Origin of the sequence: Streptomyces sp. NPDC127197 (genome assembly GCF_042672405.1) — a bacterium.
GTDB lineage: Bacteria > Actinomycetota > Actinomycetes > Streptomycetales > Streptomycetaceae > Streptomyces > Streptomyces flavusporus.
Genome location: NZ_JBHXVG010000006.1, coordinates 208,093 through 234,174, shown reverse-complemented (window position 1 = coordinate 234,174; position 26,082 = coordinate 208,093). Strand labels below are relative to the sequence as shown.

General features: G+C 70.1%; 29 protein-coding genes and 1 pseudogene. 16 read left to right on the top strand and 14 right to left on the bottom strand.

The genetic code is table 11. The annotated features are described in order from the left end of the window. The first annotated feature begins 37 nt into the window (after positions 1-37). The gene (locus ACFVJQ_RS12455) at positions 38-793 is read left to right on the top strand and encodes a hypothetical protein (protein ID WP_385510580.1); all 756 of its coding nucleotides are present in this window, start codon (positions 38-40) and stop codon (positions 791-793) included. Position 794: 1 nt separating this feature from the next. On the opposite strand, the gene ACFVJQ_RS12450 is transcribed toward ACFVJQ_RS12455, so the two are convergent. Further along, positions 795-989 carry a hypothetical protein gene (locus ACFVJQ_RS12450; RefSeq protein ID WP_165396270.1) on the bottom strand — a complete coding sequence of 65 codons (195 nt, stop codon included), beginning with the start codon at positions 987-989 and terminating at the stop codon, positions 795-797. A gap of 198 nt (positions 990-1,187) precedes the next feature. Here ACFVJQ_RS12450 and ACFVJQ_RS12445 point away from each other — a divergent pair, with 198 nt between their 5' ends. The 3 genes from ACFVJQ_RS12445 to ACFVJQ_RS12435 all read left to right on the top strand — a co-directional run bounded on the left by ACFVJQ_RS12445 (position 1,188) and on the right by ACFVJQ_RS12435 (position 5,142). Continuing rightward, positions 1,188-1,676 carry a MarR family winged helix-turn-helix transcriptional regulator gene (locus ACFVJQ_RS12445; protein ID WP_385783191.1) on the top strand — a complete coding sequence of 163 codons (489 nt, stop codon included), beginning with the start codon at positions 1,188-1,190 and terminating at the stop codon, positions 1,674-1,676. A gap of 24 nt (positions 1,677-1,700) precedes the next feature. Further along, positions 1,701-4,223 carry an MFS transporter gene (locus ACFVJQ_RS12440; protein ID WP_385783188.1) on the top strand — a complete coding sequence of 841 codons (2,523 nt, stop codon included), beginning with the start codon at positions 1,701-1,703 and terminating at the stop codon, positions 4,221-4,223. A 91-nt stretch (positions 4,224-4,314) separates the two neighbouring features. Next, entirely contained in the window at positions 4,315-5,142 is an 828-nt protein-coding gene (locus ACFVJQ_RS12435) for a YceI family protein (protein ID WP_385783185.1), read from the top strand. Positions 5,143-5,170: 28 nt separating this feature from the next. On the opposite strand, the gene ACFVJQ_RS12430 is transcribed toward ACFVJQ_RS12435, so the two are convergent. From ACFVJQ_RS12430 to ACFVJQ_RS12415, 4 genes and pseudogenes are all read right to left on the bottom strand, one after another. Next, positions 5,171-5,563: a VOC family protein gene (locus tag ACFVJQ_RS12430; protein WP_385783182.1), complete on the bottom strand. Its 393-nt coding sequence runs from the start codon at positions 5,561-5,563 to the stop codon at positions 5,171-5,173. Further along, the gene (locus ACFVJQ_RS12425; RefSeq protein ID WP_385510572.1) at positions 5,560-5,862 is read right to left on the bottom strand and encodes an ArsR/SmtB family transcription factor; all 303 of its coding nucleotides are present in this window, start codon (positions 5,860-5,862) and stop codon (positions 5,560-5,562) included. Before ACFVJQ_RS12425 ends, ACFVJQ_RS12430 begins: the two co-directional genes overlap by 4 nt. Before the next feature lie 32 nt (positions 5,863-5,894). Beyond that, entirely contained in the window at positions 5,895-6,071 is a 177-nt protein-coding gene (locus tag ACFVJQ_RS12420) for a hypothetical protein (RefSeq protein WP_385510571.1), read from the bottom strand. A 44-nt stretch (positions 6,072-6,115) separates the two neighbouring features. Beyond that, positions 6,116-6,205 (bottom strand): annotated as a pseudogene (locus ACFVJQ_RS12415) (5-formyltetrahydrofolate cyclo-ligase); the annotation flags it as partial. 226 nt (positions 6,206-6,431) lie between these two features. Between ACFVJQ_RS12415 and ACFVJQ_RS12410 the strand changes: the two are divergent. From ACFVJQ_RS12410 to ACFVJQ_RS12400, 3 genes are all read left to right on the top strand, one after another. Further along, a complete protein-coding gene (locus ACFVJQ_RS12410; protein WP_385783179.1) occupies positions 6,432-7,043 on the top strand; it encodes a class I SAM-dependent methyltransferase in 612 nt (203 codons plus the stop codon). Next, on the top strand, positions 7,040-8,059 hold the full coding sequence (locus ACFVJQ_RS12405) for an HNH endonuclease (protein ID WP_385783176.1): 1,020 nt from the start codon (positions 7,040-7,042) through the stop codon (positions 8,057-8,059). Before ACFVJQ_RS12410 ends, ACFVJQ_RS12405 begins: the two co-directional genes overlap by 4 nt. A gap of 142 nt (positions 8,060-8,201) precedes the next feature. Continuing rightward, positions 8,202-8,672 carry a PPOX class F420-dependent oxidoreductase gene (locus tag ACFVJQ_RS12400; RefSeq protein ID WP_129798677.1) on the top strand — a complete coding sequence of 157 codons (471 nt, stop codon included), beginning with the start codon at positions 8,202-8,204 and terminating at the stop codon, positions 8,670-8,672. Here ACFVJQ_RS12400 and ACFVJQ_RS12395 read toward each other — a convergent pair whose 3' ends face one another. The 7 genes from ACFVJQ_RS12395 to ACFVJQ_RS12365 form a co-directional block, all read right to left on the bottom strand. Further along, positions 8,673-9,434, bottom strand: a complete 762-nt coding sequence (locus ACFVJQ_RS12395) for a TetR/AcrR family transcriptional regulator (RefSeq protein ID WP_385510567.1) — start codon at positions 9,432-9,434, stop codon at positions 8,673-8,675. Between the two features lie 132 nt (positions 9,435-9,566). Then, positions 9,567-11,057: an MFS transporter gene (locus ACFVJQ_RS12390; protein ID WP_385783172.1), complete on the bottom strand. Its 1,491-nt coding sequence runs from the start codon at positions 11,055-11,057 to the stop codon at positions 9,567-9,569. Positions 11,058-11,154: 97 nt separating this feature from the next. Next, positions 11,155-13,284 carry an ArnT family glycosyltransferase gene (locus ACFVJQ_RS12385; RefSeq protein ID WP_385783169.1) on the bottom strand — a complete coding sequence of 710 codons (2,130 nt, stop codon included), beginning with the start codon at positions 13,282-13,284 and terminating at the stop codon, positions 11,155-11,157. Beyond that, positions 13,281-14,744, bottom strand: a complete 1,464-nt coding sequence (locus ACFVJQ_RS12380; protein WP_385783166.1) for a glycosyltransferase — start codon at positions 14,742-14,744, stop codon at positions 13,281-13,283. The genes ACFVJQ_RS12385 and ACFVJQ_RS12380 overlap by 4 nt, the downstream gene beginning before the upstream one ends. 14 nt (positions 14,745-14,758) lie before the next feature. Continuing rightward, positions 14,759-16,396 (bottom strand): sensor histidine kinase, encoded by a 1,638-nt coding sequence (locus ACFVJQ_RS12375; protein WP_385783163.1) that lies wholly within the window; start codon positions 16,394-16,396, stop codon positions 14,759-14,761. Then, positions 16,393-17,133: a response regulator transcription factor gene (locus tag ACFVJQ_RS12370; RefSeq protein ID WP_385510561.1), complete on the bottom strand. Its 741-nt coding sequence runs from the start codon at positions 17,131-17,133 to the stop codon at positions 16,393-16,395. The genes ACFVJQ_RS12375 and ACFVJQ_RS12370 overlap by 4 nt, the downstream gene beginning before the upstream one ends. 181 nt (positions 17,134-17,314) lie before the next feature. Continuing rightward, complete coding sequence (locus ACFVJQ_RS12365; RefSeq protein ID WP_385783160.1) at positions 17,315-18,208, bottom strand: DUF2797 domain-containing protein; 894 nt, start codon at positions 18,206-18,208, stop codon at positions 17,315-17,317. Between the two features lie 172 nt (positions 18,209-18,380). Here ACFVJQ_RS12365 and ACFVJQ_RS12360 point away from each other — a divergent pair, with 172 nt between their 5' ends. From ACFVJQ_RS12360 to ACFVJQ_RS12345, 4 genes are read left to right on the top strand one after another with little or no spacing between them, the layout of a single operon-like run. Next, on the top strand, positions 18,381-18,788 hold the full coding sequence (locus ACFVJQ_RS12360) for a sortase-dependent protein (protein WP_385783157.1): 408 nt from the start codon (positions 18,381-18,383) through the stop codon (positions 18,786-18,788). Then, positions 18,785-19,375 carry a class F sortase gene (locus tag ACFVJQ_RS12355; RefSeq protein ID WP_385510558.1) on the top strand — a complete coding sequence of 197 codons (591 nt, stop codon included), beginning with the start codon at positions 18,785-18,787 and terminating at the stop codon, positions 19,373-19,375. Before ACFVJQ_RS12360 ends, ACFVJQ_RS12355 begins: the two co-directional genes overlap by 4 nt. A 45-nt stretch (positions 19,376-19,420) precedes the next feature. Beyond that, positions 19,421-19,912 carry an RNA polymerase sigma factor gene (locus ACFVJQ_RS12350; RefSeq protein ID WP_385510556.1) on the top strand — a complete coding sequence of 164 codons (492 nt, stop codon included), beginning with the start codon at positions 19,421-19,423 and terminating at the stop codon, positions 19,910-19,912. Next, on the top strand, positions 19,896-20,375 hold the full coding sequence (locus ACFVJQ_RS12345; protein WP_385783153.1) for a hypothetical protein: 480 nt from the start codon (positions 19,896-19,898) through the stop codon (positions 20,373-20,375). Before ACFVJQ_RS12350 ends, ACFVJQ_RS12345 begins: the two co-directional genes overlap by 17 nt. A gap of 10 nt (positions 20,376-20,385) precedes the next feature. Here ACFVJQ_RS12345 and ACFVJQ_RS12340 read toward each other — a convergent pair whose 3' ends face one another. Then, positions 20,386-20,766, bottom strand: coding sequence for a hypothetical protein (locus ACFVJQ_RS12340; protein ID WP_385510554.1), 381 nt, complete (start codon positions 20,764-20,766; stop codon positions 20,386-20,388). A gap of 237 nt (positions 20,767-21,003) precedes the next feature. On the opposite strand from ACFVJQ_RS12340, the gene ACFVJQ_RS12335 reads away from it, so the two are divergent. From ACFVJQ_RS12335 to ACFVJQ_RS12315, 5 genes are all read left to right on the top strand, one after another. Next, the gene (locus ACFVJQ_RS12335) at positions 21,004-21,261 is read left to right on the top strand and encodes a hypothetical protein (protein ID WP_385510553.1); all 258 of its coding nucleotides are present in this window, start codon (positions 21,004-21,006) and stop codon (positions 21,259-21,261) included. Between the two features lie 287 nt (positions 21,262-21,548). Continuing rightward, positions 21,549-22,943, top strand: a complete 1,395-nt coding sequence (locus ACFVJQ_RS12330) for an FAD-binding oxidoreductase (protein ID WP_385783150.1) — start codon at positions 21,549-21,551, stop codon at positions 22,941-22,943. 176 nt (positions 22,944-23,119) lie between these two features. After that, positions 23,120-23,851, top strand: a complete 732-nt coding sequence (locus ACFVJQ_RS12325) for a ferritin-like domain-containing protein (protein ID WP_385783147.1) — start codon at positions 23,120-23,122, stop codon at positions 23,849-23,851. Positions 23,852-24,099: 248 nt separating this feature from the next. Continuing rightward, positions 24,100-24,432, top strand: coding sequence for a hypothetical protein (locus ACFVJQ_RS12320; protein ID WP_385783144.1), 333 nt, complete (start codon positions 24,100-24,102; stop codon positions 24,430-24,432). A 66-nt stretch (positions 24,433-24,498) separates the two neighbouring features. Then, a complete protein-coding gene (locus ACFVJQ_RS12315; RefSeq protein ID WP_385783141.1) occupies positions 24,499-25,287 on the top strand; it encodes a calcium-binding protein in 789 nt (262 codons plus the stop codon). 60 nt (positions 25,288-25,347) lie between these two features. Here ACFVJQ_RS12315 and ACFVJQ_RS12310 read toward each other — a convergent pair whose 3' ends face one another. Continuing rightward, the gene (locus ACFVJQ_RS12310; RefSeq protein ID WP_385783138.1) at positions 25,348-25,908 is read right to left on the bottom strand and encodes a hypothetical protein; all 561 of its coding nucleotides are present in this window, start codon (positions 25,906-25,908) and stop codon (positions 25,348-25,350) included. Between the last annotated feature and the right edge of the window lie 174 nt (positions 25,909-26,082).

Here is a 26,082-nt window from a genome sequence, read left to right as displayed (position 1 = left end):
GCTTCCTATTTGACGGAGTGTCAGCCACTATGGCGCGATGCTTCCAGCGACCTGGACCCGTGGCCGCCGGGGCGCCGTGATCGGTGCGTCGGCGGCCGCCGTCTGCCTCGGTGCGGTACTCGCCGGGTACGGAGGCGGCGGCGCGGACGGCGGATACGTCGCGGTCGGCGCGGGCGGAGGCCCGTCCGGGCGTACGGCGGCGGAGCCGACGGGTGGCGTGCGGCTGGTGCCCCTCGACGGAGCGGAGGCGGCGGGCGAGGACGAGGGCGAGGGCAGCTCCTCGACCAACTCTTCTGCCAGCAGGGGAAGTTCAGGGCAGCCGTCGCCGGACAGCACACCGAGCGCGGACAGCGGCCCCGCCCCCACGGGCGGCGATCACGGCAGGCCGGCCGCCGACGCGCCCTCGGGCAGCGGCGCGCACTCCAGTCCTACGGAGGCGGGTTCGCCGGCTCCGACGCCCTCCCCCACTCGCACGGCACCTCAGGGGCCGGCCGCGCTGAGTGTGGGCGAGCCCGTACGGGAGCCCACCGACAAGCGCTGGTGCGAGAAGGTGACCCTCGCCCTGCACAACACCGGGGGAACCGCGGTGCGTTCGGGCACGGTGACCTTCGGGACGCACATCATCGGCGCGCTCGGCATCGACTGGGGGACGGTCGAGTCGAGCGGGAAACTTCCGGCGCCGATCGAAGCCGGCGCGCGGAAGGACGGGACCTGGACGGTGTGCGTCGACGCGTGGCGGGTGCCGCTCGGCATGCACATCGAGACGCGGGACGTCGACGTGGAGTGGGAGTGAACTACTTCAGCGCAAGCCAGGCGACCGCGGCGACGATCACGACGGCGGCCACGATGCCGACGATCAGGCCGAGGCGGGGACCCGCCGGGGCGGCCGCCTGCTGCCGGGCCTGAGGGGCCTCGTCGACGAACGCGCGGAACATCTGGGTGCTGCCGGCGGGGTCGTGGTTGCCCTGGGGGTTCTGGGTGTTGGCCATGGCCCGAGACCCTAGCGAAAACGTCGGGGCTGCCCAAGTGCGGGGTTCGCGGCGGCAGAAGTAGGCCCCGCCTGCTCATCTTTACACCCGCCAATACTTGCCTTTGCCAAGTTTTTATGTCCCGTACACCCGATTTAATTTGCCTGTGGCAACCAACTAGACCTATGGTTGCTCTAAGCAACAAATACGGGAGATGCCATGGCCGAACAGGCGCAGTACGAGGAGCTGGCCCGCCAGCTCAGTGGCGTCGGGGCCGTGAAGCGGGAGATGGCCCGGATTCTGCCGACCGACTGCCCGGGCGGCTCGGCCGCCGTGCTGACGCTGCTCGACCGCCATGGCGACATGCGCATCGGCAGGCTCGCCGAGTTGCTGGCCGTCGACATGTCGGTCACCAGCCGTCATGTCACCCATGTCGCGGAGCGGGGCTGGATCGAACGCTCCCCCGACCCGGCGGACAAGCGCTCGCGCATCCTGCGCCTGACCCCGAGTGGCCAAGCCAAGCTCGACGAGCTGTCCCGGCGGAGCACCGACCTGCTGGCCGACCGGCTGAGCGACTGGACCGACGACGAGGTCGGTGAACTCACCCGGCTCATGGCCCGGCTCCGGACCAGCTTCGGCGACTGCCGGTCCACCGCCCGGTCCGCTCCTCCCGTCGACCCGACGACCCGTACCCCCGCAAGCACGTAAGAGACGTAAGAGATAAGGAAGCCCATGGCAACGACCACACCAGCCGGTGTGCGGGCCCACGCCAAGCACGGGGGAGGCTCGCACGGCTCCGCCGACGGCGCTGCGATGTCGCACCGGCAGATCATGGAGGCGCTGACCGGCCTGCTGCTCGGCATGTTCGTCGCGATCCTGTCGTCGACGATCGTCTCCAACGCGCTGCCCGACATCATCAGCGACCTCGGCGGCGGCCAGAGCGCCTACACCTGGGTGGTGACCGCGTCGCTGCTGGCGATGACCGCGTCCACCCCGCTGTGGGGCAAGCTCGCCGACCTCTTCTCCAAGAAGCTGCTGATCCAGCTGGCCCTGGTGATCTTCGTGGTGGGCTCGGCGGCCGCCGGTCTGTCCCAGAACCCGGCGACGCTGATCACGTTCCGCGCCGTCCAGGGCATCGGCATGGGCGGTCTGTCCTCGCTGGCCCAGATCATCCTGGCGGCGATGATCTCGCCGCGTGAGCGCGGCCGGTACAACGGCTACCTCGGCGCCACGTTCGCGACCGCGATGGTCGGCGGCCCGCTGATCGGCGGTGTCATCACCGACACCGACTGGCTGGGCTGGCGCTGGTGCTTCTACGTCGGTGTCCCCTTCGCCGTCATAGCCCTGATCGTGCTGCAGCGCACCCTGCACCTGCCGGTCGTCAAGCGGAAGGCCAAGGTCGACTGGGCGGGCGCCTTCTTCATCACGGCCGCGGTCTGCCTGCTGCTGATCTGGGTGACCTTCGCCGGTGACAAGTACGACTGGGTGTCCACCGAGACGTACGCCATGCTCGGCGGCACGCTCGCGCTGCTGGCGGTCTTCCTGCTGGTCGAGACGAAGGCGTCCGAGCCGATCATCCCGCTGCGGCTGTTCCGCAACCGCACCATCACGCTGGCCTCGCTCGCCTCGCTGTTCGTCGGCATCGCGATGTTCGCCGGCACCATCTACTTCAGCCAGTACTTCCAGCTGGCCCGGGACGAGTCGCCGACCATGTCCGGTGTCCTGACCATCCCGATGATCGGCGGTCTGTTCCTCTCCTCCACCATCTCCGGCCAGGTCATCACCCGGACCGGACGCTGGAAGGCCTGGCTGCTGGCGGGCGGTGTGCTGGTGACCGGCGGTCTCGGCCTGCTCGGCACGATCCGGTACGACACCGAGTACTGGCACGTGGCCTGCTACATGGCGCTGCTGGGTCTCGGCGTCGGCATGATGATGCAGAACCTGGTGCTCGCCACGCAGAACCAGGTGGACCCGAGCGACCTGGGCGCGGCCAGCTCGGTGGTGAACTTCTTCCGGTCCCTCGGCGGTGCGGTGGGCGTCTCCGCGCTGGGCGCGGTCCTGAGCACCCGCATCACGCACTACGTCGAGGAAGGGGCGTCCGACCTCCCCCCGAAGTACGCGTCCGCGCTCTCCGAGTCCGGCTCCTCCGGCAGCATCCCGGACATGGACGCCCTGCCCGGCCCGATCCGCACCCTCATGGAGAGCGCCTACGGCCACGGCATCGCGGACGTGTTCCTCTACGCCGCGCCGATCGCCCTGCTCGCTCTCCTGTTCTCCCTGTTCATCAAGGAGGTTCCGCTGAAGACCCAGGGCGCGCTGGCGCAGTCCGCCCAGCAGTCCGCCCAGGCGGCGGCGCCCGCCGACGTGCCCGCGCCGGCCGGCGAGCAGGAGCGGGTCCCGGCCCTCGTCGCCGCGGCGCCTCTGGCCGGTCCCGAGGGGACGCAGCGGCTCGCGGCGGTCGCCGGCACGGCAGCCGAGCCGGGTCCCGCCGGCGACGGCATCCCGGTCCGCGGCCAGGTCCGCGGCGCCGAGAGCGCGCCCGTCCCGCAGGCCGCGGTCACGCTGATCTCCCTCTCGGGCCGTCAGCTGGGCCGGTCGGTCGCGCAGGCCGACGGCTCCTACGCGGTGGACGCGCCGGGCACGGGCTCGTACGTCCTGATCGCCTCCGCCGACGGGTTCCAGCCGCAGGCGTCCACGATCGTCGTGAACGGTGAGCCGCTCACGTACGACATCCTGCTCAGCGGCACCAGCGGGCTGACGGGTGTCGTGCGGGCCGCCGGGAACGCGCTGCCCGTGAAGGATGCGATGGTCATCGTGACTGATGTGCGCGGCGACCTGCTGGCCAGCCAGACCACCGGTGAGCACGGCGAGTTCGGCTTCGCCGAGCTGGTGCCGGGGACGGTGACCGTCGCGGTGAACGCCGCCGGGTACCGGCCGCGGGCGCTGCCCGTCGAGGTGGGCGGCACCGGCATCACCCGCATCGAGGTCGACCTGGACGCGGGCGCCCAGGTGCAGGGCGTCGTACGGGCGCCGCACGGGCCGCTGGCCGACGCCCGGGTGACGCTGGTCGATGCGGCGGGCAACGTCGTCGGCACCGCCACCACCGGGACGGACGGGGCATACGCCTTCACCGATCTCGACAGCGGCGACTACACGGTCATCGCTACCGGCTACCCGCCGGCGGCGACGGCACTGACGGTCACCGGCACCGGCGTCGACGGCCACGACATCGAACTCGCCCATCCTGGCGAGTAGTTGGACCCCCGGCCCGTGGCGGCGGCGCGCTCCGAGCGGAGGTGCGCCCTGCCACGGGCCGGTTTCTTTGAGCTTCTGAGGAGTACGTGAGATGGGACTGACCGCGAGGATCCGTACCCGGGACGGATGGGCCGTGTCGCACGCGGTCGTCACGGTGACCGACATGACCGGAACGCAGGTGCTGCGGGCGGAGGCGGACGCGGAGGGAGCCGTACGGGATGCGACCCCACTAAAGCCGGGGGCGTACACCGTCATCGTCACGGCCGTCGGCTACGCGCCCGCCGCCGCGAGCGCGATCGTCACGGCAAGCGGCCGGGCCGAGGTCGGCACGGTGACGCTGGCCCGGCAGGGCGGGGCCGAGCTGCCCCCGCCGGGGCCGTGGACGATCGATCCGGCGCACTCCAGCGTGGGTGCCGTCGCCCAGCATCTGGGGATCTCCAGCGTGCACGGCCGGTTCACCGACTTCACCGGCGCGATCGAGATCGCCCCGGACGACATCGCCAAGTCCCGGGTGGAGGCGGTCATCCGGGCCGCCTCCATCGACACGGGGAACGCGATGCGGGACGGCCACCTGAAGTCGCCGGACTTCCTGGACGTGGAGAACTACCCGGAGATCACCTACCGGTCGACGGGGCTGACGGCGAACGGTCCCGACCGCTGGACCGTGCACGGCGAACTGGGCATGCACGGGGTCGTACGCCCGGTGGACCTGGACCTCGCCTACCTCGGCACCGGCCCCGACCCCTGGGGCGGCACCCGCGCCGCCTTCCGGGCGACGACGGAGCTGCGGCGGGAGGACTTCGCCATGAACTACAACCAGGTCGTCCAGGCGGGCATCGCCGCGATCGGTACGACGCTGAAGGTGGAGCTGGACGTCCAGGCGGTGCAGGGGGAGGTCCCCCTCCAGGCAGGGAGCTGACGGACGGCCCGGCTGTTCACCAGGCCGCCTACTGCGGCTGTGTCGCGATCTGGATCAGGTTGCCGCAGGTGTCGTCGAAGACGGCGGTGGTGACGGGGCCCATCTCCACGGGCTCCTGGGTGAAGCGGACGCCGAGACCACGCAGGCGCTCGTACTCCGCCTTCACGTCGTCGACGGCGAACTGGGCGAGCGGGATGCCGTCCTCGACGAGCGTGTCGCGGTAGGTCCTGGCGACCGGGTGACCGACGGGCTCCAGGAGGAGTTCGGTGCCGTCGGGCTCCTCGGGTGAGACGACGGTCAGCCACCGGTCCTTCTCACCCACCGGGACGTCGTGCTTCTTCACAAAGCCGAGGATCTCGGTGTAGAAGTGCTCGGCCTTGGCCTGGTCGTCGACGAAGACGCTGGTCAGATGGATCTTCATGGGGTGCTCTCCTCCGGTCCGGATGTGCCGGGCACGTGCCATCGCTCGGCGATCTGCCGCAGCGGGGCTGTGTTCAGGTCGTGGAACTTGTAGCGGCCCTCCCGCCTGGTCTCGACGAGCCCGGCGGCCTCCAGCACGGCGAGGTGCTGGGAGACGGCCTGGCGCGAGATGCCGAGCTGATGCTTCATGCTCAGTCGCGAGCAGATCTCGAACAGTGTCTGTCCGGACTTCTCCGTGAGCTCGTCGAGGATGGTGCGGCGGGTGGGGTCGGCCAGGGCTTTGAAAAGTTCTTCGGCCACGACCACACCATAGGCAAGTGCACACTTGCCTATCAAGTCGAGGTGCGCGGTTGCAGGACCGCGAGCAGCGAGGACGCGGCAGGCTGCCCCGCCCGCCCGGTGCGCGCCCAGCCTTCCAGCCACTCGAGCCACCCGGCACGGCGCAACTCGGCCACCACCACCCGGCCCCGGCTGAACGTCATACGCTCGCCGTCCTCGGCGAGGGTCACGCGCTCGCCGGTCTCCTCCACGTGGGCAACCAGGTGGCGAAGTCCTCGACCAGGAACGCGAACTCAAGGTCCGAATACCCGGCTCCCTTGCCGATGCGGACACCGTCCCGGTTCACGGCGACGCTGCCGACGACCGACGCCCAGCGGCTGGCCACGCTGCTCGCTGACACTGAGGCCTTCGGCGACCGCATACGCAGGCCCTGGAGCGTCGGTTCCTGGCGGATGAACGTTCCCCTCGAACCCGAGGGTCTCTCTGCTGAAGCACGGCTGCACTTCCCACGCACTCAGATTCCGGAGCTCGTTGCCGCTCCTCGGTAGCTGAGCGCAAGGGTTGTCAGTGGTGGGTCTTACGGTTCTGGCATGGAGCGAACTTCAGGTGCGGGGATACAGGCCTACTACGCCGAGTCGGCAGAGCGGCTCGCGCGGGTGTACGAGAGCATTTCGTTCGAGTCTGTGCATGAGGCGCTCCTGGATCTGCTTCCGGACGCGCCCGCGCGTGTGCTGGACGTAGGTGCGGGAACCGGGCGTGACGCAGCGGCGCTGGCCGGGCGCGGCTTCTCGGTTGATGCGGTGGAGCCGGTGGCGGAGCTGCGGCGGTTGGCTGCACGGCTTCACTCCGACGCTGGGGTGACCTGGCGAGAGGGCGCGCTCCCGGACCTCCACGGTGTCCAGGGACCATACGACGTCGTCCTGTTGTCCGCGGTGTGGATGCATCTCTCACCAGAGGATCGTCCGATCGCGATGCAGCGCCTGGCTGGGCTGCTGGTTCCGGGCGGCACATTGCTGATCACACTGCGCCGTGGCGAACCGCCTGTGGACCGGCGCATGTTCGACATCCCGCCGGAGGAGGTCGCCGGCCATGGAGCAGAAGTGGGGCTGACGCCGCTTCGGATCGTGGATGAGGGAGCGGACCGGCTCGGCCGTGAGGCGGTGCGCTGGAACTCCGTGGCGCTCCGGAAAGAGCAGGGATGAGCGGGAGCAGCTCCTTCTACGCGCAGGACGCCTCCGCGCGTACCTCGTGGCGGCTGGCCGTGCTCATGGGCGCGAACTCCCGGACGTACAAGTTCGCGCTCGGCACGGCGCTGCTGGACGCGGCCGGACGAGGGCAGAGCGAGATCCCGCTCGCCGAACTCGCTGCCCCGTACGCGCTGGAGCTGGCGCGTCATCTCGGCGACGCGCCCCAGGCCCCCGAGGGCGTCGCCCTGCGCGACTCGGACTTCCTCACCATCGCCAAGGAGGAGCGCGCCGAGACACTGAATGCCGGGCAGCCGACCGAACGACTGCTTGAGGCCGCGGCTCGGTCCATGCCGGCCATGGTCATGCAGAAGTTCCACAACCTGCGGGGCGGCACTCAGGTGCCCCACCGCTTCTTCGAGCTGGCGGGCAACCCGCGGCAACGCGTGGTGCGCCTCACCCCCGACGCACTACGCGTCGCGCGATCAGAACAGGCGGCCGGCCTGCGTACGGAACTCGACGCTCGGTGGAGCATCGTCGAGAGCTCCTTCGCCGCAGGCGTGGGGCGCAGCCTCATCGAGGACGGTGTCGCGGTCGACTGGGACTCGCTCAAGCTCACCGACAAGAAACGGCGCCGCTCCGTCGCCAAGGTCGCAGACGCACTCATCGGCTTCCAGCACGGCCGCTGCCTCATCTGCGACGAGGTCGTCTCCCCGGGCCAGGCGGTGGCGGTCGATCACGTCTTTCCCTTCGCCCTCATGCAGCGCCTGCACAGTGTGAGGGCCTGGGCCGGTCCCGACCTCGACGCGCTGTGGAACCTCGCCCCCGCCCACGCCACCTGCAACGGCGGCAAGAGCGACCGCCTGCCGTTCACCGTGGAGGTGCACCGTCTCGCCCTGCGCAACGAGGCGATCATGGACTCTCCGCACCCGCTGAAGAAGACCCTTCAGCTGAGCCTCCAGCAGGCACTCGGTGGCCGTCGGAGCACCTCCTGGCCCGAGTTCCTCCAGGCCGTCTGGGATCTGACCGTCTGAACTCGGACCGTCCGGTCCCCCCGGCACCGGCTGACAGGCAATGCAGCCCTCGGGCATCGCATCTGCGCCCAGCCGTTCGGACGGCCGCGACGGTGTTCGTCTTAGCGCCGGCGCAGGTGCGAGTGGAGCCTAAGCTGACGCCATGGCACCGAACATCGCGACCAACACCCGTGTCTCCCTGGACGAGCTGCTGGAGTTTGTACGTCCCCGGCACCGGGCCATCCTGTTCACCCGGCGGGCCGATGGCAGTCCGCAGGCATCCCCGCTGACCTGCGGCGTCGACGACTCGGGGCGGATCGTGGTCTCGACCTACCCGGAGCGGGCCAAGACCCGCAACGCCAAGCGGGATCCGCGGGTCGGCGTTCTCGTCCTGAGCGACGACTGGAACGGGCCGTGGGTCCAGATCGACGGGACGGCCGAGGTCATCGACACACCCGACTCGGTCGAGCCGCTCGTGGAGTACTACCGGAACATCGCCGGTGAGCACCCGGACTGGGACGAGTACCGGCAGGCCATGGTCAAGCAGGGCAAGTCGATCATCCGGGTCACACCGGAGCGGTGGGGTCCGGTGGCGACGGGGGGATTTCCGGCGCGGCTGGTCCAGGGGGACTAGTCAGCCGCGTTCGACCATGGCCTCGATGCCGGCCACCAGCAGATCCAGGGCGAAGGTGAAGTCCCGGTCCAGCATCTCCGCGACCGTGTCGCCGCCGCGGGCCGCCATGATGTCCTTGGACTCCTGGATGACCTCGGCGGTCTCCGGCACCTCGGTCACCGAGCTCATGGCGTGCTGGAAGTAGTCGTCCGGGGTCATGCCGGCGTCCGCGACCCGGGCGAAGAAGTGGCCCTCGATCGTGCCGTACCCGTACACGAACTGGAAGACGGCCGAGATGGCGCCCGTGACGCCGCGCGCGGGCAGCCCGGTCTTGCGGATCACTCGCTGGACGACGCGGGAGAAGGCGAGGCTGTTGGGGCCGATGTTGAGGTACGTCCCGGCCAGCGGCGACAGCCAGGGGTGGCGCACCAGCAGCGCACGGTACTCGGTGGCGAGCGCGCGCAGCTGGTCGCGCCAGTCCTCGTCGGCGTCCGGGTCGGGCAGCCGGAGCTCCCCGTAGGCGGCGTCGAGGGCGAGTTCGAGGAGGTCGTCCTTGGTGTCGACGTACCAGTAGACACTCATCGCGGTGACGTTCAGCTCGGCGGCGAGCCGGCGCATCGAGAACTTCGCCAGCCCCTCCGCGTCCAGCAGCCGCACCGTCACCGCGGTGATCCGCTCCCGGTCCAGCCCCGACGGCTGCCCACCCCCACGCCCGCCGCGGGGTGCTTTGCCCTCCAGCCAGACACTGCTCCGCGCCGAACGCCCGGCCGCTGCCTTCGCCATGGGCGCACCTTCCTAGACACTCCGGTCAACTGGTCACAAGGCTAGGCTGCAACGCCCCGAAAGGGCCGCGGGGAACTGCGCGAACAACCACGACGATCCCGCAGCCGCCGGACGACAGAACCGCCCGAGCCCCTAGGCATCCGCACGCTCCGCCCTACGCAGCAGTGCCGCCGCAAGCAACCCACCCAGCAACACAGCCACCGCCCCCACCAATTGACTGCTCTCCAGTCCGGAGGAGAACGCGTCCAGGATCCGCCCCCGCTCCGCCTCGCCGTCCGCCGCGGACACAGCGGCCGGCAACGAACTCGCCGCCACCGGAATCAACGCGGCGAACCGCGAGTTGAGCACCGCGCCGAGCACCGCAACGCCCAAGCCGTTCCCGAACTCCGCCAGCGTGCCGTTGATCCCCGCGCCGACACCCGCCTTGGCCGGCGGAATCGCGCTCATGATGGCGTGCGCCATGACCGGGTTGGCGATGGCGCACCCCGCGCCGATGAGCAGCAGCCCGAGCAGCGTGCCGGCATATCCGCCGGAGGCCAGCGTCGCGATCGACACCAGGCCGCCGGACATCAGCACCATGCCCAGCGCGATCGACACCGGCATGCCGAGCTTCGTCGTCCACTTCGCCGCCACACCGGTGAAGTTCAACGCCACCACGGTCAGCGCCAGGGGCGCCGTCCGCAGCCCCGCCTCCAGGGGGCCGTAGCCGAGCACGAACTGCAGATGCTGGGTGAGCAGGAACAGCGCCCCGCCCATCCCGAAGGTGATCAGCACGGCGCCGGCGACCGCGCCCGTGAACCGCTGGTTGCGGAAGAAGTGCAGGTCGAGCATGGGATACGGGATCCGGCTCTCCCAGTAGGCGAACGCGGCCAGCACCACGACCGCGACGGCCCCGCTCACCAGCACCTGGCCGGATGTCCAGCCGTGCTCGGGCCCGGAGATGATCGCGAACACCAGTGACGACATGCCGATGGTGGACAGCAGCGCACCGAGCAGGTCGGGCCGGTCGCCCTGCGGATTCTTCGACTCCGGTACGAGCGCCACGACCGCGGCCAGGCCGAGCGCCACCACCGGCAGGTTGATCAGGAAGATCGCGCCCCACCAGAAGTGGTCCAGCATGAAGCCGCCGATCAGCGGACCGCATGCGAAGCCCAGCGCGTTGACCGCGCTCCAGATGCCGATCGCCTTGGCGTGCTCCTCCGGGGCGAAGATCTGCATCGCGACGGCGAGGGTCGTGGTCAGCAGCAGCGCACCGCCGACGCCCATACCCGCCCGGGCGGCGATCAACTGCCCGGTGGAGTCGGCCAGTCCGGCCACCAGCGAGCCGATACCGAACAGGGCCAGTCCCGTGATCAGCATCTTCTTGCGGCCATAGCGGTCGGCGGCGCTGCCCGCGGTGAGCAGCAGACCCGACTGGACCAGCGAGTACGCGTTGATCATCCACTGGATGTCGGAGGTGGCCGCGCCCAGCTCCTCGGTCAGGGAGGGGATCGCCACGTTCAGAACGGTGTTGTCGAGCAGCACGGTGAGCTGCGCGAGACAGATGACACCGAGGATCAGCCAGCGCTGCGGGTGGCCGCCCGGGGCTTGCTGCGGGGTCTGCGCCTGGGAGGTCGTCGACATGCTGTACACCGTAGAACAGTTCCCATACGGTGTACAACGCGGATTCCCGCCGTACGGAAGCGGAGAGCCGGTACGGCGGGAATCGGTTTGGCGTAGGTCAGCTGCTGCTCGAACTCGTCGGCTGCGTCAGGTCGTAGAAGGTGGCGGATCCCACCGTGACCTCCTTGAAGTTCTCCTCGACCCACGAGGTGATCTGCGAGGACGTGCCGCTGTCCGAGCCGCCGCCCATGCCGCCGCCGGCGATGAAGTAGTGGATCCTGCCGTCCGCCACGTACTCCTTGAACTCGGCCAGGGTTGGCGACGGGTCGGTGCCGTTGAAGCCGCCGATCGACATCACCGGGTCGCCGGTGGACAGCTGGTAGCTCGCGGCGTTCTGGGCGCCGATGGCGGCGGCGACCCAGGTGTAGTCGCCGGAGTTCTCCTCCAGCAGCTCCTTGGCCTCGTCGCTGACGGAGGCGCCGTTGAGCAGGCCGCCCATGCCGCCGGCACCACCCATGCCGCCGCCGTCACCAGTCCCGTTCTGCCGGCCCGGACCGCCCTGCTGCCCCTGGCCCTGCTGGTTCTGGCCGGGGAAGCCGCCGGTCGGGGGCTGGGCCATGCCGCCACCCTGCTGGTTCTGTCCGTTCTGCTGGTTCTGCGGCCCCGGCATGGCGCCGCCACCGGGGCCGCCGCCCATGCCGCCACCGCCACCGCCCGGGCCGCCGCCCATGCCGCCCTGGACGGACGGGCCCGCGGTCACGATCGACCCGGTGTGGCCCTCGCCCAGCGTGGTGAGGGTGTACGCGGTCGGCCCGGCCAGCCCGGCGACATATCCCAACGCGACGACAGTCAGAGCCAGTTGATGCCCGAGGCGGCCCACGAAGACCAGGCCGAGCGCGGCCACCAGGCCGCCGACGAGGACGAGCCACTTCAGCCACGGGTAGTAGTCGGAGGAGCGGTCGAGCAGGACGTACCCCCAGGCAGCGGTGGCCGTCATCGCGGCCGCCAGCGTCAGCGACACCCACGTCCGGCCGCGTTCCTGCCAGAGCAGCGCGGCGCCCATGCCGATCAGCGGGGCGATGTAGGGGGCGAGGGCGACGGTGTAGTACTCGTGGAAGATGCCCTGCATGAAGCTGAAGATCACCATGGTGATCAGCAGCGAGCCGCCCCAGAGGAGGAAGGTGGCGCGGGTGGTGTCCGTCCGCTGCAGCTTCCAGGTCAGGACCAGGGCCGCCACCAGCAGGATCAGCGCGGCCGGAATCAGCCACGAGATCTGGCCACCGATGGTTGAGCTGAACATCCGGTCCCAGCCGGTCTCACCCCAGCCGCCGCCCTGGCCGCCGCCTCCGACGCTGCCGGTCTCCTCGCCGTTGATGCGGCCGAGGCCGTTGTAGCCGAAGGTCAGCTCCAGGAAGGAGTTGTTCTGCGAGCCGCCGATGTACGGGCGGGAGGACGCCGGCCACAGCTCGACGATCGCCACCCACCAGCCGCCGGCGACGACCATGGCGAGACCGGCGAGGAGCACCTGCCCGATGCGCTTCCTCAGGGTCGTCGGTGCGCGGACGACGTACACCAGGGCGAGCACCGGCAGGATCAGGAACGCCTGCAGCGTCTTGACCAGGAAGGCGAGGCCGATCGCGGTGCCCGCCCACACCAGCCACTTCGTCTGCGCCTTCTCCAGGGCACGCTGGGTGCAGTACACGGCGGTCGCCATCAGCAGGGCGAGGGCCGCGTCCGGGTTGTTGAACCGGAACATCAGCGCGGCGACCGGCGTGAGCGCGAACACCGCCATCGTGACGAACCCGGCGCCGGCGGAGAACCGACGGCGCACGGACGCGTACAGCACGCCCGCCGTCGCGACCGCCATCAGCACCTGCGGGAACAGGATCGCGAACGAGTTCAGCCCGAAGAGCCGCACCGACAGGGCCATCGGCCACAGCGAGGCCGGGGGCTTGTCGACGGTGATGGCGTTCGCCGCGTCCAGTGAGCCGAAGAAGAACGCCTTCCACGACTGGCTGCCGGCCTGGACGGCCGCGGAGTAGAAGGAGTTGGCGTAGCCGGAGGCGGTGAGGTTGTAGGTGTACAGCGCGCCGATGGCGAGGAGGGTGGCCAGGAACGCGGGGCGCACCCAGCGCGGGTCCTCCGGCCGACCGCGCCAGAGCCGTCGTACGAAGTTCTGCCCGGGTTCGTCGGGCGCGGGCGCCGTCGGTGTGTCGGCCGGCGGAGCCGGCACGGTCGTTGTCGTCATCGGAAGTCCCTCGGGTCGGTGTCGTTCGGGCGCACCGGCTGCAGCTGCAGGGTGGCGTCCCGCCAGGTGGTGCGGTCCGCGGCCGAACCGGCGCGGAAGTGGTCTGTGCCGTACGGCCGTTGGGCCCCGGTCGGGCGGTGGGGCAGCGGCGGGTGTGGCTGGTGCGGGGTCTGCGAGGGGTACGGGGTGGGCGAGGCGACGGCCGTCGATGTCTCCTGCTCACGCCGGTCCGGGAAGACCCACGCCCGGAAGAGCAGGAACCGCAGCACCGTCGCCGCGAGGTTGGCGGCGATCAGGACGGCCAGCTCCGTGGAGTGACCGGGGTGGGAGGTCGCCGCGTTCAGGGCGGCGAGGGAGCCGCTGGTGAGGACCAGGCCGATACCGAAGACGACCAGGCCCTGCGCCTGGTGCTTGACGGCACCGCCACGGCCGCGCACGCCGAACGTCAGCCGCCGGTTGGCCGCGGTGTTGGCGATCGCGGAGACCAGCAGGGCGAGCGCGTTGGCGAGCTGCGAACCGGTGAAGCCGCGGAAGGCGGTGTAGAGCAGCAGGTAGAAGAGGGTGGACAGACCGCCGACGACACAGAAGCCGAGCAGCTGGCGGGCCAGTCCCCTGGGGACGTCGGGCAGCTCGCGGTCGCGCGGGTCGTCGCCGAAGGGGCGGGTGAGCCGGTCGAGCGGCAGCGAACCGGTGGCCAGCGCCCTGCCCACCCGCCACACGCCCTTGAGGTCGTCGGTCGCCGTCTTCACGATGTGCACGGTCGAGTCGGGGTCGTCGACCCAGTCGACGGGCACCTCGTGGATCCGCAGGCCCGCACGCTCGGCGAGCACCAGCATCTCGGTGTCGAAGAACCAGCCGGTGTCCTCCACCAGCGGCAGCAGCACCTGGGCGACATCCCTGCGGATCGCCTTGAAGCCGCACTGCGCGTCCGAGAAGCGGGCCTGGAGCGAGCCGCGCAGGATGAGGTTGTACGAGCGGGAGATGAACTCCCGCTTCGCGCCGCGCACCACGCGTGAGGAGCGGGCCAGCCGGGAGCCGATCGCCAGGTCCGAGTGGCCGGAGATCAGCGGCGCCACCAGCGGCAGCAGCGCATTGAGGTCGGTGGACAGGTCGACGTCCATGTACGCGAGGATCGGGGCGTCCGAGGCCGACCAGACGGTGCGCAGTGCGCGCCCGCGGCCCTTCTGCTCCAGCCGGAAGGACCGGACCTCCGGAAGCTGCGCCTCCAGCCGTGCCGACACCTGAGGTGTGGTGTCCGTCGACGCGTTGTCCGCGATCGTGATGCGGAACGGGTACGGGAAGGTGCGCGCGAGGTGCTGGTGCAGCCGCAGCACACACGGCTGGAGGTCCTTCTCCTCGTTGTAGACGGGAATCACTACGTCCAGGACAGGCGTACCGGCTGGTGCGGCCGGGAGGTGCTCCCGCGCCGGCAGGGTGCCGGGAGAAGAGTCGGTTCGCATGGGAACGACTCTTGTCAAGCCCCCTGTTGCGCCCGTGTGGTGACGCTGTGCTGTGCCTGTGAGTGCGACTGCCAGTTCATTTCGGCGACCGGCTGGGGCGCCGATGCCGGCAGACGCACCGTGAACACGGTCCGTCCGGGCACGCTGTCCACGGTCACCGCACCGCCGTGCGCACTCGCCACCGCCCGCACGATGGCGAGGCCCAGACCGGTCGAACCGGTGGCGCGGGAGCGCGCGGAGTCGCCGCGCGCGAACCGTTCGAAGACACGCGGCAGCAGTTCGGGCGGAATGCCCGGCCCGTCGTCCTGGACGTCCACGCACAGCCACGTCCCGCGCCGCTGCACGCGCGCGGTGACGGTCGTACCGGGCGGGGTGTGGGTGCGGGCGTTGGCGAGCAGGTTGACGAGCACCTGTTGCAGCCGGGCGGCGTCCGCCGACACGAGTGCGGGTTCGTCGGGCAGGTCGAGCCGCCAGATGTGGTCCGGGCCCGCGACACGCGCGTCGCTGACGGTGTCCACGACGAGCGGTACGAGGTCGGTCTGCTCGAACTGCAGCGGACGGCCGGCGTCGAGGCGGGCGAGCAGGAGCAGGTCCTCGACGAGGAGGGTCATCCGGCCGGCCTCGGACTCGATACGGCCGAGCGCGTGCCGGGTGTCGGGGCCGACCTGTTCCCTTCCGCGTCTGGTGAGTTCGGCGTACCCGCGGATGGATGCCAGCGGCGTCCGCAGCTCATGACTGGCGTCCGCGACGAACTGCCGTACCCGCGTCTCGCTCTGCTGCCGTGCGTGCAGCGCGCCGTGCACATGGTCCAGCATCCGGTTGAGCGCGGCGCCCACCTGGCCGACCTCGGTGTGCGGGTCGGTCTCGGACTCCGACACCCGCTCGTCGAGGTTCACCTCGCCGCTGTGCAGGGGGAGTTCGGAGACCCGGGTGGCGGTGGCGGCGACCTTGCGCAGCGGGCGCAGGGCCACACCGACGATGGCGGCGCCGGCCAAGGAGGCCGCGACGAGGCCGGCGGCGGTGACGCTGACCTCGACGATGATCAGGGTGCTGATGGTGTTGGTGACGGTGTCGGTGGGCAACGCGACAATGACATTGCCCTTGTCGCCGGTCATATACGTGACGCGGTACTCGCCGAGGTCCGGGACGTCGACGGTGTGGATGCCGCTCGTGGACACGTCCGCGAGCACGGCCGTCTGTGCCACGGTGAGCTCGACGGCCTTCATCGGCTCGAATCCACCGCTCGTGGAGGACTCCTCCACGGCGACGACCGCCTTGGTGATCGTGCCGTCGCCACCCACGACGGCGGCGACGGTGTCCACCTGCGTCGGACCCTTGGTGACGAAGTTGTCCAGCCGCTCGTCCGCCGTCTCGGTCGTCAGCGATCCGCCCTGCGGGACACCCGGCCCCCGGTCACCGCCGTCCGGCTGCAACACCCCGGCCGGAGGACCCGCCGCGCGCCGGGCAGCGTCGGTGACCTGCCCGTCCAGCTGCTCGTACAGATGCGAGCGCAGCGCCAGCGTCGTCACCGTGCCGATCACGGCGCAGACCACCGCGATGAGCGTCACCGCGGAGACGACGAGCCGCGTCCGCAGGGTGCGCGGCTGTCCCGCTCGCCGCCGCTGCACACGCGACTGTCGTCGCCGGCTCATGACGCCGCGGGCTTGATCAGGTAACCGGCCCCACGCCGGGTGTGGATCATCGGCTCGCGTCCGGCGTCGATCTTCCTGCGCAGGTACGAGATGTACAGCTCGACGACATTGGCCTGCCCGCCGAAGTCGTACGACCAGACCCGGTCGAGGATCTGTGCCTTGCTCAGCACGCGCCGGGGGTTGCGCATGAGGAAGCGCAGCAGCTCGAACTCGGTGGCGGTGAGGTGGATGTTCTCACCGGCCCTGGTCACCTCGTGACTGTCCTCGTCGAGGGTGAGGTCACCGACGACGAGCATGGAGTCGGACCGCCGGTCGGCGGCACCGGACCGGCGTATCAGCCCGCGCAGCCGTGCGACGACCTCCTCGAGGGAGAACGGCTTGGTGACGTAGTCGTCGCCTCCGGCGGTGAGCCCGGCAATGCGGTCCTCGACGGCGTCCTTGGCGGTCAGGAACAGCACCGGCACGTCCGGCAGCTCCCGCCGAAGCCGCCCGAGAACGGTCAGCCCGTCCATGTCGGGCAGCATCATGTCGAGGACGACGGCATCGGGCCGGAACTCACGCGCGGCCTGGACGGCACCCTGGCCGTCCCCCGCGCTCCGGATCTGCCAGCCCTCGTAACGCAGGGCCATGGACAGCAGCTCGGTGATCGACAGCTCGTCGTCCACCACAAGCACCCGGACGGGGCTCCCGTCCGGCCTCAGCAGTTCGGTGCGCCCCTGGGGCGAGGTCGTGGTCATGATGGACACCATGTCGGCGCGCTCTGAGAGCGCCCTTTCGACAACCTGTGTTTTCCCTGAGAAACACACAGGCACCTCTCAGGAGGCTCCTGGGAACGCCGGTGTGAGGCGCCGGAAGGAATGCGGTGGCCGCCGCTGAGGGAATCACCACACGCCGTTACGTCACCACAGCCCGCCCGCATCAGAACAACCCGTCCTGCAACCCACCCCCTCTCCCTCCCTTGAGCTCCCGCACCGGCGCGGACATCTCCCCGCCCGCGCCCCCGCCGCCGACCGGAACCAGCCCCCACCCCGTCATGAGCCGCGTATCCAGAACGACGACGCCCCGTCCTCCGGTTGCCAGATGCAGATCAGGCCCGGCGGCAGCAACCAGCTCCCCACTCACCACCCCACCGGCGACGAGCTCGCTCACCTCCCCGACCGCGCGCGGCGCCCCCTTCAGCCCGAACGCCCGCACATGATCCACCGCTCGGAACGGCTCCCGCGCCAGCGACTCCGGCCACCCACCGAGCGTCACCGCCCGCCCGTGCAGCTCTTCGATCTCCGCCGCCCGCTCCGCCTCCGTCCCCGGCAACACGGCCCGTACCGCCCGCTTCTCGGCGTACGGAATCCGGTCCGGCACCCGCAACGCGGCGCGCAACAGCTCCTCGGCCCGCCGCGCGGCCATCAACGGCCCGGCACCGAGCCAGCTGAAACAGACCGCCCCCTGCTCCAGCAACCGGGCCGGCCCCCGCTCGACGGCAGTGATCCCCACCTTCACCATTCCCGGCCCGAACCACGCGAGATACACGTGATATGGCCGCGGATCGTCGGGAACCGCATCGGCCGCCACGGAATGCGCCCGATCCAACCGCGCACACTCCTCGCACCGCGCCCCGGTACTCCGCCCCGGCACGCCGGCCCTCCCCGGACACGCATGCCCCCGCGCACCCACACACGTTCGCACATCCCCTTCCACGACCCCGAAGGCCACCCGTTTCCCCCAGGTCAGCGCACTCGCGCGCCCCCCGCTCCACACCAACTCGGGCCCACCGGCCGCCCACCGCAGCCCCGAGCACCTCCACATCTGTGCCATTGCCTCCGAGCGTAGGGGCAGCCACTGACAATGCCCCTGCTACGCCCTCTGACCAGCCAAGTAACCGCTTTGCCAACTCTTTACAACCTGCTCCGCCGCCGCCTCGTCTCTCCGCTCGACCCGTCACTCACCCCGCCGCATCCCAGGCGGCCCGACGATTGAGAGCGATTCAATGCGCCGAACTGTCCTCAGCGCCATGGCACTTGCGTGCACCGCGGTACTGGCGAGCACCGCACCCGCGTTCGCCGACGGGCCGTCCCCGGCCCTCACGGCACACCCGACCACCACTGCCGCCCCGGCCCCGGCCCCCAGCGCGGAACCGACCCGCCCGCCGGCCACCGCCGTCCCGACGCCGAGCGCCGAACCGACCCGCGCCCCGGCCACCACCGAGCCGACCCCGGCGCCGGCCGAGAGCCAGGTCTCCGTCGTACCGAGCGGCGCGCCCGACACCGGAGTGACGGCGGCCTCCTCGCAGTCCGGGACCGAGGGCGGGGTGATCGGCGGCGCCGCTGCCGCGGTGCTCGGCGTCGGCGGCGCCGCGTTCTTCGTCGTACGTCGCCGGCGGGCGACCGGGGCATGACCCCGCTCTCCAGGCGCGCGTTCGCCACCGCCGCGACGGCCTCACTGCTCATCGGCTGCAGCGGCCGGACCACGACCGCAAACCCCCGGAGCTCGCAGCGGCCCCCCGTGAAGTCGGCGCAGGCGCTGGGGCGTTCGGCCCCGGTCAGGCTGCGCATCCCGGCCATCGGCGTCGACACCCCGGTCATGCGGCTGGGGTTGGCGCCGGACGGCACTGTGCAGGTGCCGCCCATCACGGCGGACGACCGGGCGGGCTGGTACCGGCACTCGCCGACACCGGGTCAGATCGGCCCGTCGGTCATCCTCGGCCATGTCACGGTCGGCCCCTACGGGGACGGGGTCTTCCGTCACCTCGCACGCCTGCACCGGGGCGACCGGATCGTCGCGCGTCTGGAGAACGGCACGGCGGCGGTGTTCACCATCAGCAGCGTACGGACGGTGGCCAAGGCGGACTTCCCGGCCGACGACGTCTACGGGAACGTAAACCGTCCGGAACTACGTCTGATCACGTGCGGCGGCCCCCGTACCGGCGACGAGTACCGCGACAACGTGATCGCCTTCGCCACGCTGAGCGCCACGACTTCCTGAGCACGCCTGCCCCACAACGACGTGCCCTCACGACCATGGAGAGCGTTGAAACGGTCCCGCGACAAGGCAGCGTCCGAGCTGTTCGCCGCCCTCTACCCGCGTCTCGCCGGCTGGTGCCGCCGTCTCGTCGACGACGACGAGACGGCCCACGAGATCGCCTCGGAGGCGTTCACCCGGCTCTGGGCCCGCTGGACGAAGGTGGAGGAACCCCGCGGCTTCCTCTACGTCACCGCGGCCAACCTCGTCCGGGACCACTGGCGCAAACGGGAGCGCGAGCGCAGGGCCATGCGCCGTGCGACCACGGAAGCCGCCGTCCGCCCCCACCCCGAACAGGCCGACCCCTCCGTACGCCTGCTCGTGCAGTCACTGCCGGAACGACTCCGCGTCCCGATCCTCCTCCACTACTACGCTGACATGCCGATCCGGGAGGTGTCCGTGCTGACCGGACGCAAGGAAGGAACCGTCAAGGCCGACCTCCACGCGGCCCGCGAACTGCTCCGCGTCCACCTGAGGAGAAGCCTTGACCACACGCTTTGACGACGGCCCGGAGTTCGACCCCGACGACCCCCTCGCGGTGATCCTCCGGCCCTCCTCCGACCACCTCGGCCCACCCCCCGGCCGATACGAGGCGATCCGCCGCACCGCGGCCCGCCGCCGCCTGCTCCGCACCGCGGCCGGGGTCGGCGTGTCCTGCGCGGTCGCCGCCCTCATCGCACTCCCCCTCCACCTGGCGACACCCGAGACACCCCGACCCCCGACGGTCCCTCTCGCGCCCCCACCCGCGAGTGGCCCTACGACGCCGCCTCCCTCCACTCCCTCGCCGTCCCGCCCCCCGTCAACGCGGCCCGAGCCCGCCACCCCCCGCCCCACCACAAGCCCTCTGCCCGACGGGCCCGGCACCCCGACCAGTCCGGCACTTCCCACTCACGAACCGTCGGTGACACCGACCGCAGCGCGGGTCGAACCGTCAGCGAGCCGGCCAAGGACCTCCCTGGGCTGACGCGGAGGATTCAGCACACCCGCATGCCCTGGCGGTATCCCACTCTGAAGCCGTCCCTGAAGCCCCGTCGATAGTCCCGATAGTCCTGGTACCGATCCGGAACAGCGGCGGCTCGTCGGTAGTTGTCGTCGTACCGGTCGCGCCAGTCGTGCCGGTCGTACCGATGGCAGTCCCGCAGGCCCACGCGGAATCCGAATCGGAAGCCGTCCCGGAAGCCCCGCCGATAGTCCCGGTCCCGGTACTGCTCAGGGACGGCGGAGGCCGTACTGACGTGAGTCTGGCTCGGTGTGGCCGCAGATGCTTGCTGAACGCTGACCGGAGTGAGGACGACGGTTGCGGCGATGAGAGCCGAGCTCAGGGCGACGACCCGTCGTCTGTTCGCAGCGGGCATACCTACCCCCTCCAGGGTGGAATTCACATGCGGTCAAATCCCACTGTAATCACCCATATGGGGTACGCAACCGGTGCCAGACGGGTGATCCTTGCGCGCCGAGTTGCCGCGGAGCGACGCGTCTGATGGGGACCCTTCCCGGGCCCGCGATGGGACGATGCCCCTGCGGATCCGCGAGCGAGAGGAGGCCGCGCCTGTCCGCTGTGGAGACATCGACCCGCGACGGGAGCTGACCCGATGAAGCACCGCACCGCCACTGCTCCTACGACCCTCCTCGCCGCCGCCCTCCTCGCCCTCGCGACCGCGTGCGGCTACGAGGAGGGGCCACCGGGACGCGTCATCGACAAGGAACGCGCGTACACGGGCATGGGGGCCGAGATCAACGAGCTCACCGTACGCACGTCGGACGGCGAGGAGGAGACGTTCTTCGTGACCCGTGACGACTACGACTCCTGCTATCGCGGCTCTTCCTACCCTGCCTGCACCGAGCGCTGACCGAACAGCTGGGACGGCCAGTCGACTTGCACCGGTGCCATCGCGGATCTCCTGCTCCCGCCCCGGTGACTGACGGCTCATCACCTGCGAGCACCACCGGGCCCCCTCCCGCTCCGGTCGGATGGCCTTCACGAGAGACGACGACGGAAGCCGACACCCTGCTGAGCGTACGGATTGCAGGGCACCCGAGCCGGCGGGACGCTGGTCATGTCAGCACCGCGGTGTGCGGCGGGCGGATGCCGGGGCTGTGGCGGCCGACCAACCAGTGAGCCGGGTGGGAGATCTCCATGAACACCTCAACTCTGGAAACCATGAGGACCGCGCTGCGCGGCCTGGTCACAGGGCCCCAGGACCCCGACTACGACCAGGACCGCAAGGTCTACAACGCGATGATCGACAAGCGTCCGGCCGCCATCGCCCACTGCGTCGATGCCGGGGACGTCATGGCCGCCATCAAGGTCGTCCGCGATCAGGGCCTGGAACTGGCCGTCCGTGGAGGCGGGCACAGCGGCCCCGGCCTGTGCCTGATGGACGGCGGTGTCACCGTCGACCTGTCCCCGATGCGGTGGGTGCGCGTCGACCCCGCGGCCAGGACCGCCCAGGTCGGCGGTGGCAGCCAGCTCGGCGACCTCGATCACGCCACCCACGCCTTCGGCCTCGCGACGCCCTCGGGCATCATCTCCATGACCGGAGTCGGAGGCCTGACACTGGGCGGCGGCCACGGCTACCTCACGCGCAAGTACGGCCTGACGGTGGACAACCTGCTCGCAGCCGACGTCGTACTGGCCGACGGCAGCTTCGTCACCGCGAGCGAGACCGAACACCCGGACCTGTTCTGGGCCCTGCGCGGTGGTGGCGGCAACTTCGGGGTCGTGACCTCGTTCACCTACCGCCTCCACCCGGTGGACACGATCGGGTTCGGAATCACCGTGTGGCCGGTCGACCGGGCCCGTGAGGTGCTGACGTGGTACCGCGACTTCCTGCCACAGGCACCGGAGGACGTCTACGGCTTCCTGACGATCTTCACCATCCCGCCGGCCCCGCCGTTCCCGGACGAGATCCACGGCCTGAAGGTGTGCGGCGTCGTGTGGTGTCACACCGGTGACCTCAGCCGCTTCGAGGAGGCGCTCACGCCGGCGCAGGAGCCGGGACCGCCCGCCTTCCACTTCACGTCACCAATGCCATATCCCATGCTGCAGAGCAGCTTCGACGAACTGATCCCCACCGGCTACCAGTGGTACTGGCGCGGCGACTTCTTCGACAGCATCCCGGACGCCGCCGTCGACGTACACCTCAAACACGGCGAGAACCTCCCCACCTCGCTGTCACTGATGCACCTCTACCCCGTCAACGGCGCCGCCCACCGAGTGGGCCCCGACGACACCGCATGGGGCTACCGGGACGCCGTCTGGTCCGGCGTCTTCGCCGGTGTCGACCCCGATCCGGCCAATGCCGAGACCATCAGGCGGTGGTGTGTCGACTACTGGGAGGAGATGCACCCGTACTCCATGGGCGGCTCGTACGTGAACTTCCTCGGCGAGGGCGAGGCCCCGGGCCGGGTCCGTGCCACATACCGCAACCACTACGACCGTCTCGCCCAGGTCAAGCGGACCTACGACCCGGACAACATCTTCCACGCCAACCAGAACATCACCCCGGCCGCACAGCCGGAATCTGCTTGAAGCACCGCCTCCATGCGGCCTTGCCTCGGTGGCGTCAGTGAACGCGTACCGGCCAGGGCCTAATCCCGAAGGCCCACAGGACCGAAGGCTGTCGGGCGGCAGCGGAACGGTTCGGTGTCTGCTGGCGTCGTCCCTCTCCGGGGCACGGTGGCCGTGTCCCGGAGAGGGGTGACCGGGTGCATACGGGCGAGTTCGCCAAGTGGACACAGCGGTTCGAGGACGAGCGGGAGCGCAGGCACGCCCAGAGTGACCCGGACTGGGGGCGCGGGGCGACGCTGCATCCGGCGGTGTGGGCCAGTATTCAGCGCTTCCAGGTCGGCGAGGACGGTGACGGCGCGAACCTGGTCGGCAAAGCGGACCAGGCCGGCGACGCCGACTATGCGCAGGCGGTCCGGCTCTTCGTCGCCGAGGAACAGAACCACGCCCGTCTACTCGCCCGGCTGCTGGCCGCGGGGGGCATACCGCCGTTGACCGGCCACTGGAGCGACACAGTCTTCGTACGGTTGCGGCGTCTCATGGGCCTGCGCATGGAACTGCTGGTGCTGATGATCGCGGAAGTGGTGGCGCTGCGTTATTACCGGGCCCTGCGCGATGGTGCCCAGGACGAGCTCACCTCGGATGTGGCAGGACGGATTCTGTCTGACGAGCAGCGCCACGTCCCGTTCCACTGCGAGCGGCTGCACGCCTCCCTGGCAGAACTGCCCCGCACAATGCGCCGCCCGGTGATGGCCCTGTGGCGACTTCTTCTGCTCGCGGTCTCCCTCGTCGTTGCTGCTGACCACGGCCCGGCGTTGCGCCGGCTCGGCCTCGGGCGCCTTCGTTTTGCGCTCGATGTCATGGCATCGTCCGACGCGGTGGTCTCCGCGGTGCTGGTGCCCCGCCCCGATGCATGGTCGAGCGTGGGTTGACGACCGACAGCCCTGCCTGCCACCTCCTGGCTTGCCGGCACAGCCCCTCCGCGCCGCACCGTGACGTTTGAACATGCAGATGCGCTGGGTATGGCGGGCAGCCTGTGTGACGGCTGTGCCTGAGTCATGGCAATCGACAGGGGATGAGGGTGGCACAGCGGGCAGCACATCATCGGCGTTCGCTGAAGCGTCGTCTCTTTGCCGGGGTTTCTGTCGCTGCGGCGGCCGGGATCGCGTTCACTGCGACGGTGACCATGAGCGCCGAGGCCGCGTGGACATCGGCGCGGAATGGGTCGGCCTCCGGATGGACGGCCGCCGACTCCCCCAAGGTCTCGGTCGATCGCCAGGGCGATGCCCTGCTGACCTGGACGGCCGGTGACCTGTCGACGACGTACTCCTACCAGCGGGTCCAGACCAGGGCGAAATTCGCGAACGGCACGAAGGGAGCGATCCGCACCCTGTCGCCGGACGGCGCCTCGATGGCCTGGCCGAAGGCTGACTCCGACGACACCGGCGACTCGGCGGTGGCGTGGGAGCAGGACAGCCACCCGGGCACGATCAAGTCCGTCACCGGCTCCTGACCGGCTTCAACCGCCCCGCCGCGCCCCGCTCGGCGGGTTCCACTCATCGCTCCGTGAAGGAAATACATGCGCAAGCGCGCTGCTTATGCCGTGCTCACTGCTGTCGCCGCGCTGGCCGGCTTCGCCGTCCCTGGTGCCTACGCTGACGAGACCGTGGGCGATATCCAGATCACCAGCGTCGCCGTCAACGGTGGTAAGAGCATCGTGGTCGACACGGCCGACAAGACGATCACGGTCTCGGTGACCGCCACCGACCCGTCGGGCATCTGGGACGCGGACTTCTACCTCTGGCGGGGCCCGGACGGCTCTGACCCGTATTACAGTCCCGACGGCTACATCCTGCCCAACGAGGACACCACCCCGGCGGACTGCGTCGCCTCCAGCAGTACGACGTCCACCTGCTCGAAGACCTTCACCTTCGAACCGGACTGGTGGCTCACGAACGCCGACGCCGGCACATGGAAGGTCGGTGTCCAGGTGTGGGCGAACGACGACAGCTGGACCGAGCGGTGGGCCTACACCACCACCCGCCTCCAGCGGCACTCCAAGCTGACCGCCAACGCGAGTCCTGAGCCGATCGCCAAGGGCAGGACACTGACGATCACCGGCAAGCTCACCCGGGCCAACTGGGACACGCTCGATTACCGGGGCTACGCCAACCAGCCGGTCAAGCTCCAGTTCCGCAAGGCCGGTACCACGACCTACACGCCCATCAAGACCGTGAACACCTCCAGCACCGGCAACCTGACGACCACGGTCCCCGCGTCCGAAGACGGCTACTGGCGCTGGGACTTCGCAGGAACCTCGACCACTCCGGCCGTCAAGGCGACCGGCGACTTCGTGGACGTGCAATAACCCGAACGCCGCTCTCGACGGCTGTCACATGGACCGCCTGCTCAGGAAGCGCACCGGTCGTCAGTGATCGACACAGTTGATGTCAGACCTGGAAGTCAAAGGCCCCGGACCATGATCGGTCCGGGGCCTCTTGGCTGTGCATCTGGTGAGCCGGCCGTCACTTCTTGTCGAATTGCAGGTAACCGTGCCGTGGACGACAGCCTTCCCGGTGCCTCTGTCGGCGATGCCGTCGGCGGCGACCTGTAGCCCCAGCACGGTCTCGGCGGGCGGCTCCGGATCGGTGAGCCGAACTTCGCCGCGCACCGACTCCGTGGCTCCCGGGCAGTGCTGTTCGAAGAAAGCGTCGAGCGCCTTCACATAACCGTGGGTCGCGAACTCCACGGAGCGGATGGTGAAGGAGCCCTCGGCAAGACAGTCCCGGCCGTTGCCTCTGAGCTCGATCCGGGGCTCGCCCGGTGCCGGATTGGCCTTGGCGCCGGTACAGGTGCCGGGGACCAGCGGCTGGGACGGGCCCCACCGTGCCTCGAGGTGCAAGGACCACGTGCCGCCGTTGGCACTGTCGACAAACACGCCGACGCCGGTTCCTGCACCGTCGCTGGTGGTGTAGCCCTGGACGGTCATTCCGTCCTGGGAGCCCTCGCCATCGGTGTAGGAGTACGACTGTCCGGCGCTGATGTACTCGTCGGCATCCCCACTGAAGGCGAAGGTTCCGGACTCGACCTCATATGCCTGAGCGGTCGCAGCAGCGATCCCGAACTCGGCAGTGATCTGGATGACTGACGGCACTCGCGTCCG

Coding starts and splice junctions, on each gene's coding strand:
- ACFVJQ_RS12390 (WP_385783172.1), bottom strand. CDS start 11,057: ATGTCGACGACCTCCCAGGCGCAGACCCCGCAGCAAGCCCCGGGCGGC.
- ACFVJQ_RS12430 (WP_385783182.1), bottom strand. CDS start 5,563: ATGAAGATCCATCTGACCAGCGTCTTCGTCGACGACCAGGCCAAGGCC.
- ACFVJQ_RS12340 (WP_385510554.1), bottom strand. CDS start 20,766: ATGCCCGCTGCGAACAGACGACGGGTCGTCGCCCTGAGCTCGGCTCTC.
- ACFVJQ_RS12445 (WP_385783191.1), top strand. CDS start 1,188: ATGGCCGAACAGGCGCAGTACGAGGAGCTGGCCCGCCAGCTCAGTGGC.
- ACFVJQ_RS12375 (WP_385783163.1), bottom strand. CDS start 16,396: ATGAGCCGGCGACGACAGTCGCGTGTGCAGCGGCGGCGAGCGGGACAG.
- ACFVJQ_RS12385 (WP_385783169.1), bottom strand. CDS start 13,284: ATGACGACAACGACCGTGCCGGCTCCGCCGGCCGACACACCGACGGCG.
- ACFVJQ_RS12405 (WP_385783176.1), top strand. CDS start 7,040: ATGAGCGGGAGCAGCTCCTTCTACGCGCAGGACGCCTCCGCGCGTACC.
- ACFVJQ_RS12410 (WP_385783179.1), top strand. CDS start 6,432: ATGGAGCGAACTTCAGGTGCGGGGATACAGGCCTACTACGCCGAGTCG.
- ACFVJQ_RS12435 (WP_385783185.1), top strand. CDS start 4,315: ATGGGACTGACCGCGAGGATCCGTACCCGGGACGGATGGGCCGTGTCG.
- ACFVJQ_RS12330 (WP_385783150.1), top strand. CDS start 21,549: ATGAACACCTCAACTCTGGAAACCATGAGGACCGCGCTGCGCGGCCTG.
- ACFVJQ_RS12400 (WP_129798677.1), top strand. CDS start 8,202: ATGGCACCGAACATCGCGACCAACACCCGTGTCTCCCTGGACGAGCTG.
- ACFVJQ_RS12315 (WP_385783141.1), top strand. CDS start 24,499: ATGCGCAAGCGCGCTGCTTATGCCGTGCTCACTGCTGTCGCCGCGCTG.
- ACFVJQ_RS12370 (WP_385510561.1), bottom strand. CDS start 17,133: ATGACCACGACCTCGCCCCAGGGGCGCACCGAACTGCTGAGGCCGGAC.
- ACFVJQ_RS12355 (WP_385510558.1), top strand. CDS start 18,785: ATGACCCCGCTCTCCAGGCGCGCGTTCGCCACCGCCGCGACGGCCTCA.
- ACFVJQ_RS12450 (WP_165396270.1), bottom strand. CDS start 989: ATGGCCAACACCCAGAACCCCCAGGGCAACCACGACCCCGCCGGCAGC.
- ACFVJQ_RS12310 (WP_385783138.1), bottom strand. CDS start 25,908: ATGACCGTCCAGGGCTACACCACCAGCGACGGTGCAGGAACCGGCGTC.
- ACFVJQ_RS12365 (WP_385783160.1), bottom strand. CDS start 18,208: ATGGCACAGATGTGGAGGTGCTCGGGGCTGCGGTGGGCGGCCGGTGGG.
- ACFVJQ_RS12335 (WP_385510553.1), top strand. CDS start 21,004: ATGAAGCACCGCACCGCCACTGCTCCTACGACCCTCCTCGCCGCCGCC.
- ACFVJQ_RS12455 (WP_385510580.1), top strand. CDS start 38: ATGCTTCCAGCGACCTGGACCCGTGGCCGCCGGGGCGCCGTGATCGGT.
- ACFVJQ_RS12380 (WP_385783166.1), bottom strand. CDS start 14,744: ATGCGAACCGACTCTTCTCCCGGCACCCTGCCGGCGCGGGAGCACCTC.
- ACFVJQ_RS12440 (WP_385783188.1), top strand. CDS start 1,701: ATGGCAACGACCACACCAGCCGGTGTGCGGGCCCACGCCAAGCACGGG.
- ACFVJQ_RS12395 (WP_385510567.1), bottom strand. CDS start 9,434: ATGGCGAAGGCAGCGGCCGGGCGTTCGGCGCGGAGCAGTGTCTGGCTG.
- ACFVJQ_RS12360 (WP_385783157.1), top strand. CDS start 18,381: ATGCGCCGAACTGTCCTCAGCGCCATGGCACTTGCGTGCACCGCGGTA.